The sequence below is a fragment of the Clostridioides sp. ZZV14-6345 genome, from assembly GCF_020657775.1.
GTDB classification, from domain to species: domain Bacteria; phylum Bacillota; class Clostridia; order Peptostreptococcales; family Peptostreptococcaceae; genus Clostridioides; species Clostridioides difficile_D.
Genome location: NZ_JAGWCX010000091.1, coordinates 1 through 12,526, shown reverse-complemented (window position 1 = coordinate 12,526; position 12,526 = coordinate 1). Strand labels below are relative to the sequence as shown.

The 12,526-nt window shown below is 27.3% G+C and carries 7 protein-coding genes and 1 pseudogene; all 8 read left to right on the top strand.

Going from position 1 to position 12,526, the window contains the following annotated elements; translation table 11 throughout:
* The first annotated feature begins 329 nt into the window (after window positions 1–329).
* Entirely contained in the window at window positions 330–2,045 is a 1,716-nt protein-coding gene (locus KGF39_RS17695) for a phage tail protein (RefSeq protein ID WP_227823300.1), read from the top strand.
* 1 nt (window position 2,046) lies between these two features.
* The gene (locus tag KGF39_RS17690) at window positions 2,047–3,972 is read left to right on the top strand and encodes a prominin family protein (protein WP_227823299.1); all 1,926 of its coding nucleotides are present in this window, start codon (window positions 2,047–2,049) and stop codon (window positions 3,970–3,972) included.
* On the top strand, window positions 3,953–4,258 hold the full coding sequence (locus KGF39_RS17685; RefSeq protein WP_227823298.1) for a hypothetical protein: 306 nt from the start codon (window positions 3,953–3,955) through the stop codon (window positions 4,256–4,258). The genes KGF39_RS17690 and KGF39_RS17685 overlap by 20 nt, the downstream gene beginning before the upstream one ends.
* Before the next feature lie 14 nt (window positions 4,259–4,272).
* On the top strand, window positions 4,273–4,434 hold the full coding sequence (locus KGF39_RS17680) for a hypothetical protein (protein ID WP_227823297.1): 162 nt from the start codon (window positions 4,273–4,275) through the stop codon (window positions 4,432–4,434).
* 11 nt (window positions 4,435–4,445) lie between these two features.
* Window positions 4,446–6,503, top strand: coding sequence for a BppU family phage baseplate upper protein (locus tag KGF39_RS17675; protein WP_227823296.1), 2,058 nt, complete (start codon window positions 4,446–4,448; stop codon window positions 6,501–6,503).
* A 10-nt stretch (window positions 6,504–6,513) separates the two neighbouring features.
* Window positions 6,514–11,799, top strand: a complete 5,286-nt coding sequence (locus KGF39_RS17670; RefSeq protein ID WP_227823295.1) for a hypothetical protein — start codon at window positions 6,514–6,516, stop codon at window positions 11,797–11,799.
* A 12-nt stretch (window positions 11,800–11,811) separates the two neighbouring features.
* The gene (locus KGF39_RS17665) at window positions 11,812–12,135 is read left to right on the top strand and encodes a CD1375 family protein (protein ID WP_227823294.1); all 324 of its coding nucleotides are present in this window, start codon (window positions 11,812–11,814) and stop codon (window positions 12,133–12,135) included.
* Window positions 12,136–12,214: 79 nt separating this feature from the next.
* A pseudogene (locus tag KGF39_RS17660) lies at window positions 12,215–12,526 on the top strand (hypothetical protein); the annotation flags it as partial.

The following is a 12,526-nucleotide window of genomic DNA, read 5'->3' as shown; positions in this document are numbered from 1 at the left end:
AAAAATTTGTCCAAAAATAGGGTTCCAGTTCATTGGCGTCTGAGTGGTTTTTTGCTTTATCATATATGTAACAAGCTATTAAACTTGTTGCAATATTTAGGCAAATATTAAACACTACTGTTTCCATAAATTCACCTCCCTATAAAAAAATAAAGCGAGGCTCACCTCCTTCCTTTGAAGAAGTAGGCTAAATACAGAAACAACCACTCTTAGCACTTTCGATTTAAAATTCCTTACTATACTAGATTATACCATAATTTTACAATTAATAAAATATTTTAGCTCATCTTAATTCATGGGCTTTTCTAATACAAAGAAGGTGATAAAATATGCATTTTAATGTGAATCTTAAACAGATAAAATCTGATTACACATTAACCATTCACAAGATGAACAAGTCATTTTTAGGTCAAATTCCAATCAACTTTTTAAATTCTATAAAGCGTGAGCTTGGTGGAGTAGATGAAATACAACTTACCATTCCAAAATATATTACAGAACGTTTCCAATTCTCTAAAGTAATAAATCCTCTATTTGATGAAATTAAAGAAGAACGTCTTATTTGTCTTAATGATAAAGAGTACTTTGTAATTAAGAATGTTGTAACAACAGACGATAAGTTAAAAGTAGTAACAGCTAAATCTAAAGAAGTCAAGCTAGGAAAAATTGATGTGAATATCGAAGATTATGGATTACAAATGTTTACTAAAGATGAAGAAGCATCTATTATATCTCTTAATGATTATTTAAAACAAGAGACAGGCTGGAAACTTGGTCATGTAGATGATTCAATTGCTTATGAAACTGATAGTGAAGGTAATAAAAGAGAAAAGGTAAGATGGCAAGAAAGTATTAACTCTAATTGGTTAGATTATTTCAATAATGAACTAAAAGAACAATTTGAGTGTATAGCTGATTTTGACACTTATAATAATTTAGTTAACTTATATCATATAGATAGTTTTGGAGATAACATTCAGTTATATTTATCTCATGATAACTACATAAAATCACTTGAAAGAACTACAAATAGTGATGAGATAGTAACTAGATTGAAACTTGAAGGCAGTGAAGATATGGATATAATAGGAGCTACAGTTACAGGATATGATTACATTGAGAATTATTCTTATTTCTTAGATAATGAAGAAATGAGTGAAGAACTTAGTAGAGCTATAAAGAAATATCAAGAAATGAATGAAATAAGAGAGCCAATTTGGAGAGAATTAATAGATACAAAGCTTAAGAAACAAAGAGAACGTGATAGTAAAAGCAATGAATGGTTACATGTAGTAGAGTTGATAAGTAAGAAAAAAGACATGAAAAAGACATATGATAATCCACAACATAAAGATGAAGTAAATTCAGCTAGAATAGCAGTAGAGATAAGTGAACTAGAAGATAAAAAGGTTATATTAGATGTTCAAATAAAACATTTAGAAGAAGAAATAGCTAAGTTAAATGAAAGTATAAAAGATATAAATATTCTTTGTAAGAGGGAGACTTCAACTGATGAGGATGGATATTTAATATTTAATGAAGCTCTATTAGATGAGTTAAATGAGTTCCTTTACTATGACACTTATACAAATGATGCCTTTTTAAAAGTTGAAGATTTAATAGCAGAAGGTAAGAGACAATTAAGTTTAAAATGTATTCCTACTAAAGAGTGGACTCTGGATGTTATAAACTTCTTAGATAGAATAATAGATATTAATTTTAGACAACATTGGAAGGGTGATTTAAGTCTGGGAGATATTATAGTGTTACATAGCAAAGAATCTAGGGAAGAAGAATTAGTCTATTTTACATCTTTTACTCAAAATTTAAAAAATGGAAAATTAGATACTTTAGAATTAACTTTAAGTAATAAAAAAATAAAAGAAGATGACAAAAGGACAATAGCTGATTATTTAACTAAAGCTGAACATGCAACAAGAACATTGAACTCTAAAAGACATTTATTTATTCAGCAACAAAAGAAAAGAATTAATCTACCAGATAAATATATTCCTAGGAAAAATATACAAAAGGAGTTGATGTAAATTGATATTGGATAATTCACCAGCAGATAGCTGGATAAGAATTACTGGAGTAATTGTTACCTATAATAACACACTTTATCAAGTAGTAGATACAGAGACAAATAAAAAATATATATACTGGGATGCTGACAATCCAGGAACATTAAAAGTTTCTAACGTAAGATTGCCAGAAGGAAACACACAGTTTCTTGTAGTTGTAAATGATAATGGAAAACACACAGAAGTTCCTATAAATTCCTCTATTTTTGATATTTCATTTGATGGGAACTCAAGAAAAAATACTGAAGAACAGATTTGGGCATTATATGAGACTGATGAAAAACATAATGAAAAGTTTGTAGTTATTGAAAAAGACATAGATGGAATACATCAAACAGTTTTAGAAGTACAGGAAGATGCATCTCATATAAAAGAAAATATGTCTCTTATAGACCAAAGAGCTGAAAATGTAAATATATTAGTAAAGGAAGTAACTAAAAATTTTGGTGGCTCACAAGAAAATATAACATTAAGAGAAAACATAAATAAAGCTATAATTAAGTTAAATACAGACTTAGGAATATTTAGTTCTAATATGTCTAATTATTTTAACGATAATGAGATTACAGATGAAGAAAAAGAAAAGATAGATATTGAACTTAATTTACTGGATACAGACAAAGTAAGTTTATATACAGAGTTACAAAAACTTATTGATAGAACTACTGGTGTAGACTTGGTAGCAATAAACACTTCAAAATCAGCATTGGATTCAGCAAGTACCAATCTAAATTCTATAATCAATTCAGTTATTTCAGATAGTATAATTACACCTTCAGATAGAATTTTAGCTATAAATGCAAATGCTCAATATAACTTAAAGATAAATGAACTTAAAAATACAGTGGATAGAATTTATATAACAGGTATGGGTGGAAGTATATCAGAGGAATTTTCACAGATAAATGCTACGGCTAAAGAAATAAAATTAGAAGTAGCAAAAGTGGATGGGGCAACTAAGACAAATGCTGCTGAAATTAAATTAACCAAAGATGATATTTCTATGATGGTTACAAGAAATGGTTCTGGCTCAATTGTTGGAATTCAATCAGACAAAATCCAGTTTGGGTTTAATGATATATCTGATTATGTTGTAATAAACAGAAGTGGTTTGATAGTTAATAGAGGAAGTCTGGCATGTAATGCAATAACATCTGTAGATGATGATAATGCAATTATAAGTTTCTTTAGTGACAGTAAAAACTCATTTGCTATAGATGCAAGACCAAGTGATGGATATGGAAGACGTTCTGCATTTCGTTTTAAATATAATAGTAGTAATTATTTTTTCGTTGAAAGTGGCAAGGCTGCTATATATGTAAATGCATATGAGAATTATATATTTGGTTCAAATAATGCTAAATTTGGAGCAAATAAAATAGATGTTGGAGATGATGGATATACAAGAATGGATTTGACAGGAGGAAATTTTCGCCTTTACACCTCTGAAGATTGGGATGATGATAATGGGATAGTAATCTGGAAAAGAGGAGCTATTTCATTTATGATAAATGGAGAAGAGAGACAACAATTTGCTAGAAATGGTTCTAAATCTGCTGGAAGTATAGAACTAAATGGTACGACATTTGGCATGTCTCCAATTGACAGTCCTAAATTTCTAATTGAAGACGTTTTATTTGATATAGAAGTAGAAGAGACTGGCACAATAATAAAGTTAAATAATATCTTTGCTAAAAGTATATTAAATTTTGCAGTATTTAGTTCTAATTCTAATTGTAGGGTTGTTGAAAAAGGCGAGGATTATTTTAAAGTTCAAGGATACACAGGCAAATGTGATTTTAGAATGATAGGGAAAAGAATAGGATACGAACATACATATTACAAAATAATGGGTGGTGAAGAACAACATGGCGATTGGAAAGAATAAGCTATTGGCAACAGGTCAAGAGGTTTATTACTGGAGAATATCAACAGTAAATATCTCTTATAGTAATAAAATGGCTCAGATTAAAGTAGCTGGTTATATTTCAGAGGATGCAAGAAGAGAAGGGTTAGATGCTATTGAGTATGAGAATATATCTGTTTTAGAAGATAATTTTGATAATTATTTTGGAATTAATACACTAGATGCAACAGGTAAAAACCCACTTGAGTCCGGATACAATTATTTAAAAGAAAACATAGAAAAATTTAAAGAGTCTTTGGATATATAAGGAGGATAATAATTATGGAAGTAAACATGCAAAGAGCATATACAATAGCTTTAGAAGAAATAAGGGGACTACAAAATGAATTAATACTTTATAAAGCACTAAATGGACAATTACAAGAAGAGATAAATGAATTAAAAAAAGAAAAAGTAGAAACTAAACAAAATAAAGAACAATAGGATGTGATACTTTGAAAAATTATGAAATAAAGAATCATACCATAGAGGTCGACTTTAGTAATTATAGAATAAACAAAAGATTACTAGATTATTTTATTTATAATGAAAATGATGTTAAAACAGCTTATATTGAAGCAATATTGAAAAATAAAGATGAAATAATAGATTTATCTGAATATGATAGAGTTTTAGTTAGCATTACAAAATCAGATGGACAAAAAGTTAATGGTGAATGTGAAGTTGTAGATGCTACAAATGGTGTTGTAGAGATAGAACTTAGCCGACAAGCACTTGCAAGTGTTGGTATAAATACATTTCAACTCTCTCTAGTAAAAGGAAATACTCTTATTAATACTACTAATCTTTATTATCGTGTTGAAGAAGGTATGATTAATGATGATGATTTGACTAGTACAGATGAGTATGGAGTTTTATTAGTCTTAATATCACAAGCAGAAGAAATTATAAAAAATAATAAAGAGTTGACTAAAAGAGTTGAACAGCTTGAAATAACTATCTTAGGAAATGAAGAAGTAAGAGATAAAGCAGAACAAATTAGAATTTACAATGAAGATATAAGAAACATACAAGAAGAAGAAAGAGAGTTTAATGAGTTAACACGTCAAAATCAAGAAGCCAATCGTGAAGAATCCATTCAAAATATGCAAATTCAAGTAGATGACAAACTTACTGACTGTCAATTACAACTCGATGAAATGATAGATGCTAAATCTGAAGAAATAGACAATATTGTTGATGACAAAATGCTTGATGTCCAAGCTCAAACAGATAAGAAGTTTCAGGACTTAGATACTAGAGCTAATGACACTTTTGATTTATATGATAAGATATTTGAAGATAAACTTACAGACAACCAAGAACAAATTGATTACAAACTTGATGAAGTAAATCAAGCTATATCTAATGTAGAAGATTGTATTGATGAAAGTACTACAAAATTAGATACAAAGATAAAAGAAGTAGATGACAAAATAGTTGAAGTAAATACTGCTAAAACTGATATGACAACAACTGTTAGTAATAAAATAACTGAATTTGAAAATAGGTTTGAAGAATTAGAAAGCCTTGATGCTAGAGGCGAGTTAATGCAATCTAGGGAAACTATTGATGGAAATGTAAAGGATACTTTAAAGGATAGATTAACATATGACTTTGAGAAAGTTAACGAGAAAATATCAGAAATGACTTCTGCTGCAACTAATGTAGCTTTTAGTAAATCTTATGTTGAATCGGATTGGGTTACTAATGGAGAATATTTTAAACTTATAGTTAATCACAATTTAGTTACAGAAAATATATTTGTAGCAATATTAGATGAAGCAACTAAGAAAAGTATGACTAATTCTTATACTATAGTAGATTCTAATACAATAGAGATATTCAATGAAAGTAACATAGATGTAAAAGTAACGGTTGTAAATGGAAATACAAACAAAGAAGTTATACAAGCTACAATAAATGATAATATAACAACACTAGATAGTACTTACTCTAGTGTTAAAATTGATGCAAAATTTGATGAAGCAAAGACTAATATAGCTATTAACTTAGATAGGATAAATTCAATACAGACTAAAATTGGTTCAAGTGAATTAAGTACAGTATCTAAAAATATATCAGAGGCAGTAAATGAGTTAGATGCCAGTGTTAAAGTTCTTGAATCTGGTGGAAATACAAACGAGCAATTAAAAATATTAAAAGAAAATTATAATAAAATGTCTGAGGAAATACTTAAAATTCTATTTGAATTAGAATTAGATAAGGAAGCTACAGCAGATGAAGCTGGGTATTGGTATGATACCTTATATGATTCTAAAAACATAAGTAATTTAGATGGATTGAAACTTAATAAATTTAAACAACAATTGGAATTACTTTCAAATAGTGGAACTGTATTATTTAAAAATGTAACAGTTCCTTTTTTATGTAACAAAATAAGATATATTCATGACTTAGGAAACAACTATAGTGAAACTAAAACAGAAGAATCTTATCAAAAGGGTTCTACTGAAATAAAAATAAATAAGTATTCCTATGAAGTGAGATAGGGGGAATTGTATGAAAAAGAATAAATTATTACAAAGAGGTTCTTTATTTGGAAATAAAGAATTTAAAATAGAAGAGTTTAATAAAAATTTTGATACTTTTAATGTTAAAGATATATTTACAGATATGAATTCTGCTTCTGTGTTTATAATTAAAGATGATTTAAAGTTGTATGCAGCAGGAGTAAACAGTTTTGGTGGTTTAGGATTGGGGAATACCACTTCTCTTATAAGATATTTTTCAAAAATTAATATTGATAATGTAAAATATGTATCATCTTCTATGTCTCACTCACTTTTACTTACAAATGATGGAGTTGTGTATTCGACTGGCAAAAATACAAGTGGTGAGTTAGGTTTAGGAGATAATATTAATAGAAATACTTTTACTAAAGTAAATATAGATAACGTAAAACAAATTGCTTGTGGAAATGAATATTCCATGTTAGTTACAAATGATAATGAAATCTATGTATGTGGTAATAATCAATCTGGAAGGATAGGTCTAGGAAATACATCTACTGTAAATACATTTACTAAAATTGATAATTTGAGTGTTAAAGAAGTATTTGCAGGAGTCGGTTGTTCATATATATTAACTTTAAATAATGAAATTTATTCAACAGGTGCAAATCCCTATGGGCAGTTAGGTCTAAATGATACTGTTGGCAGAAATGTTTTTACTAAAGTAAATCTAGATAATGTGATAAAAATTTCTACTGCTCAAGGTGCTGTAAATTTTCTTTTAGAAAATGGAGATGTTTATGGTTGTGGAGATAATTCAAATGGGCAAGTTGGTGTTGGTGGAAGAGCTATAGTAACAGTCTTAACAAAACTATCTATATCTAATGTAAAAAATATAGAAAGTGGTAAATATCATAAATTTTATATAACTAATAACAATGATATATATGTAACTGGAAGCAACCTAGAAGGTGCATTAGGGGATAAAATAGGTTGTGACACACCAACATATGCTCCTAGAAAATCTTCTATTAGTATAAAAAATATAAGTAAAATTAAATGTGCTTATATTGTAAGTTTTATATTAACTAGCAACAATGAATTGTATATGACAGGATATAACGTTTATAGTTTTTCTTACTTAAAAAGATATGATAAATGTATATTTGGATTTGAAAAATTTGAGGACTTTGATATTGAAGAATGTAATCATATTGAGTCTATTGATAATAGATTATTAATAAATAAAAATGATGAAAGAGTTTTAGATATAGGGCTTGAAAATAATTTTGTGAACATCTCTTTAGTGAGAGCAAATGCCATCTCTACATTTATTGTTGTGAATGGTAATGAAATATACGCAACAGGATACAACCCTCATGGCCATTTAGGTTTAGGTCATAATCATCATAGTTATGAATTTACTAGAGTTCCATTAGATTTAAAAGAAGGAGTTACTATAAGAGAAATATATTTAAATAAAGGTTCATACTTCACATTTATATTGTTAAGTGATAATACATTGTATTCGACAGGATATAACAATCGTGGGCAGTTAGGTTTAGGAGATAATGTTAATAGAAATGTTTTTACTAAAGTAAATGTTCCTCCTGTTAATAAAATTTCTTTAGGTGATGAACATGTATTATTGATGACAACTAATAATGAACTATATTCAACAGGATACAATTTTTATGGACAGTTAGGTTTGGGAGATACTATCAATAGAAATACTTTTACTAAAATTGATTCTGTATCTTATGCAACTCAAATTGCTGTATATGCAAATTCTTCATATTATATAGATAATAATAGAGTATCTTATTCAGTAGGATGTAATAATCTAGGTGAATTAAGTATTAATAGTATTGTCAGCCAAACCACTTTTTCAAGGATGCAATATATAACAAATAAAGGAAGCACAACACCAACATCAGTAGCTAATATTGCTGAAATTATCCCTTTTAAAGATGGATGTTTAATTAAAAATACAAGTAATTATTATTTTGTTTCTGGGAGACATAATTATTACAGCACATATATAAAAAGTTCTATAACGGATAATGATTATTCAAGATTTGGAGAGTTTGTAATAAATAAAAACGAAAATATAAATAAAGTAGCATTTATAATAGATGAACCTAAATTATCAAAGGTTCTGGTTTCTGACTATAACTTATGTTTACTAATGGATGCCAGTAATGGAGGATATAAGGAAATAAAATTCACAGGGAGACCTTCGACTTTTGGAGCTCCATCCCAAGATAAAAATTTAAGTTTAAGATTATTAATATCATCTTCTGCTCCTTATTACAATCATTATCTTGGAGAAGGTAACTTTATATATACAAAAGAGAAAACAAGATTAGCATCTAAATTTGAAATAATAGGTAGAAATTCAAGTGGACAAAGAGGAGATAGTAGTTATTATTCTAATATTCAAAAACATGTATTATCAAATGCTTTTTGGGCGTATAATTCACAAGTAATATATGCTAATGAATCAAGGATAGTAATTAAAGATTATTTTGGGAACATATATTGCTCTGGAGCTAATTCTTATGGTTGTTTTGGAATAAAAAAACCTTATAATGTCAGACATGATGGTTTTGTAAATATATCAAAACAATTTTCTAAAAAATATATTATATCAAATATAAAAGAAATTAAAAGTGATAGACAAGCTTTATATATCTTATTAAACAATGGTGAAGGGTATGTATGTGGTTCTAATAATGGTAACAAGTTAAGTACAATTAAAGCTAAGTCTGAATTTATAAAACTTCCTATAGATAATATAAAAGAATTTATTCCATCAAATGATTGTTTATTTATTCTTACAAATAATAATCAAGTCTATTCAATTGGTGCAAATGACTCGGGGCAATTAGGCTTAGGGGATAATATTAATAGGAGTACTTTTACTAAAGTTCCTATTGATAATGTAAAAAAAGTAATAACATGTTACAAATCTTCTTACATTCTAACCTATGATAATAAATTATTTTCAACTGGTTCAAATGGCTATGGTCAATTAGGCTTAGGAAATACTATTAATAGGAATAGCTTCACTAAGGTAAATATTTCTGGAACAATAAAGGATATATTATGTGGAAAATATGTTTTTATTATATTATTGGAGAATGATAATATAACTTCTTTAATGGGTTGTGGAAATAGAGATTACTTAGGTTTAAATGCAAATTCAACTTTGACTAGTTTAACTAAAATAAATATTGAAGGATTAACAGATCCATCAACTATATCAAATTTAATGTTGGAAGAAGGCAAAACTGTAATTACAATGAAAAATAGAATATTTGTCACAGGATATAACTCATTAGGAGGTTTAGGTGTTAATACTTCATATAATAATTCATCAGGATATATTGAAGGATATAAGGATGTAGGCTTTAATAGTAATGTAAAAGAGGTCGCTCTAGGAGTAAACACTATTTTTGTTTTACTTGAAAATGGAGATTTATATTCTGGAGGAAATGCTGATGATGGTATAGGTTTTGATGAATCTGGTACTGTAGTATTAAAAAAATTAACAAGTAATATAAAGCACATATATGCAAATGGTAAAAATGCTTATTATATAGATAATAATAATGACTTATATGTATTTGGTAGTAGACAATTGGGACAAATTGGCAATTATTCTGATGTTGTACAAAAAACACCTGTTAGAAATTGCCTCAATGTAAAACAGGTATATACTCAACATAATGGTTTTATAGTTCAATACACTAATAATACGTTAGAAGGAAAAGGAAATGCTGTAAATGGTCAAATAGGTTTATTTAATGGACATGAGGAAAGTGGAATTCTAAATACTTCAAGTTATACTCCTAGCGATTTAAGTTTTTCTAATGAAATGTCTATTGTAAGAAATAATTATGGACTATTAGTAAATAAAAAGACATTTTTACATAATGATGATAGTCTTAATTATAGAATACCATTTGGCACAAATGCTGGAAATTACTCAACTTCATTGCCTTTTGGAAATATAAAAAAGATGTCTTTATCCTCAACTCATTCAATTTTGATGTTAGAAAATGGAGATGTTTATGGTTGTGGTTCAAATCAATTTGGAGAACTTGCTATAAATAAATCTGAGTTAACAACAACTTCTGAATTTATAAAAATTAACTTAACAAATATAATAGATGTTGCTTGTGGTGATAATTTTACGTACTTCTTAAAAGATGATGGTACATTATTTTCTGTTGGTAAAAACTCAGAATATCAACTTGGAATAGGGCATAATGACGAAGTTAGTGAACTGCAAGAAATACTAACTATTTCTAATGTAAAAAAAATATATGTTTATAGTAATTATGTATTAGCTATAACAACAGAGGGTCAATTATATGTACAAGGATATAATATAAATGGAATCTTAGGACTAAATGAGAGTACAAAAAATACAATTATAAAATTATTTACTAAAGTATTAGAAAATGTAAAAGATATAAAATCTTATGATGATAAACATATATTTGCTATAAAAAATGATAAGACTTTGCATATCACAGGAGTAAACAAGGAAGCATATAAAATTGAAGATGTAGAGATTGGTTCTATGCTATATACTTTTTCACAAATATATATTCCAAGAGACGTTAATGATATAGTGGATGCTTTAATAAAAGATGAGACATTATATATAATATCAAAAGTAGATTCAGAGAAAACTTGTTTGGAAATAAAGAATAAGTCATATTCATCTATTGAAATAGATTTGCAAAATCCAAATAATGAATTGACAAAAATAGAGATGTTTATAAATAATGTCAGTACAAATATAATAGAAGATTTATCTACAGGAACAATTACTTTTGAAATTAATCCAGAGAATTTGATTCTTGGAGAAAATAAGATTGTATTTAAAGCACATTCTGACATTGGAAATAACTTATATATAAGTGTTTATATTTATAAAAAAGAGACTGGAGCTACTATAGTAAAAGATTCAACTGTATTAATCAATGGGAATACTTACAACGTATCTAGTATAGTTGATAACGCACAAGATGTAGTACTTACCTTAGATAAAGGCTTGTTAGAGAATTTAAATTCTAATAATCCAATTTATTATTTAATAAATAAATTAAAAGTACAATTAAAAATAAATGAGTCAGATACATTTAAAGATATGGTTAAAATAGAGACAAGAAAAACTGAGAATGGATATAAGGAGATATATGAATTAAAAGATATGAATATACAATCTGCACAACCTAAAGTAATAGTAGAAAAAGGAAATACTAATACAACTATTAAAAAACCATCTATGTTATTTAATTTAGATGTTGAAGCACTTTAAAGAGGTGATTAAATGTTAAATATAAATGAAGAAAAAATTGAAAAGCTCAAACAAAAAAAGGATTTAAATAATTTAAATACAAGTCAAAAAACGCAAGATAATGACATAACAGATTTAATGTTAGCAACTGCTGAAATATGCGAAATGGTATTAAGTAGTCAACAGACATCTACTATGTCATTAAAAAATATAAAATTAAATGAAGGAGGAAGTAGTATGGCAGCAATTTATGTAGGATTAATAGAGAGAGGTTTAAAAACAATTAACCAAGTACCTATGAAATATAGAGAAGAGGTAAGAAAAATGTGTGAAGCACTAGAGATTTCATTATCATAGAACTTTAATAGTTCTTTTTTTTGTGATTAAAATAGAGAGCTATCTTTGTAGCTCTCTAAATAAAAAAGAAGGTGATTAATTGTTAAATGAAGATGTAGTAAAAAAATTAAAAAATGTACCTAGTGACACTAATAGTGAAATTGGAAAAGTTAATACAAATATAGAAACTGCTAAAACAGAGTTAAATACTAAAATAGGAAATACAATTCTGCTTAATACGACAGATAAAACAAGTCTTGTAAATTCAGTGAATGAATTAGTAGATAAGCAAAGCGATATAGAAAATTTAAAAGAAGTTGAAAATATAAAATGTACTACTAACACAGGCGAATATACAATAGAAAATAGTAAGAAAGGTTATCTAACTAATTTCAATGTAGAAGGAAAAACA